Origin of the sequence: Vibrio splendidus 12E03, from assembly GCF_000272105.2 — a bacterium.
Lineage (GTDB): Bacteria > Pseudomonadota > Gammaproteobacteria > Enterobacterales > Vibrionaceae > Vibrio > Vibrio splendidus_I.
Genome location: NZ_AJZD02000147.1, coordinates 1 through 392, shown reverse-complemented (window position 1 = coordinate 392; position 392 = coordinate 1). Strand labels below are relative to the sequence as shown.

Here is a 392-nt window from a genome sequence, read left to right as displayed (position 1 = left end):
CAATGGAAAACGCATCCTGAGACCATCATTAAAGACACGACGTGTCGAATATCGAACCGTGATGGTGAACGTTCACGCACCCCAAAGCACTGCACAAAGACGTTGCGATATACGGAGGTCTATCGCAATGGTCAACGCTTTGGAAACACACACTATTATTAAAGAGACTCAGTTATGTTTAACCCTATATTCATACCCAATATCAACTCTATCCATGAATGCTCTTTAAAAATGTTCACTGAGAGTATCACTGAATATATTGTACCAAGCGAGGTTAAAATCTATGCGTATCGAATAGGTGCCGGATGTCTCCACGTTTTGAAACTAGACGACCAGCTTGAGATTACGATTACCGATGGAGGAACTGACATTCCAGACAAAAGTAACTGTTT

1 pseudogene is annotated in these 392 nt (G+C 41.3%); it reads left to right on the top strand.

The features are described 5' to 3' along the window. Positions 1 to 174: 174 nt before the first annotated feature. Positions 175 to 392: pseudogene (locus A142_RS25285) on the top strand (hypothetical protein); the annotation flags it as partial.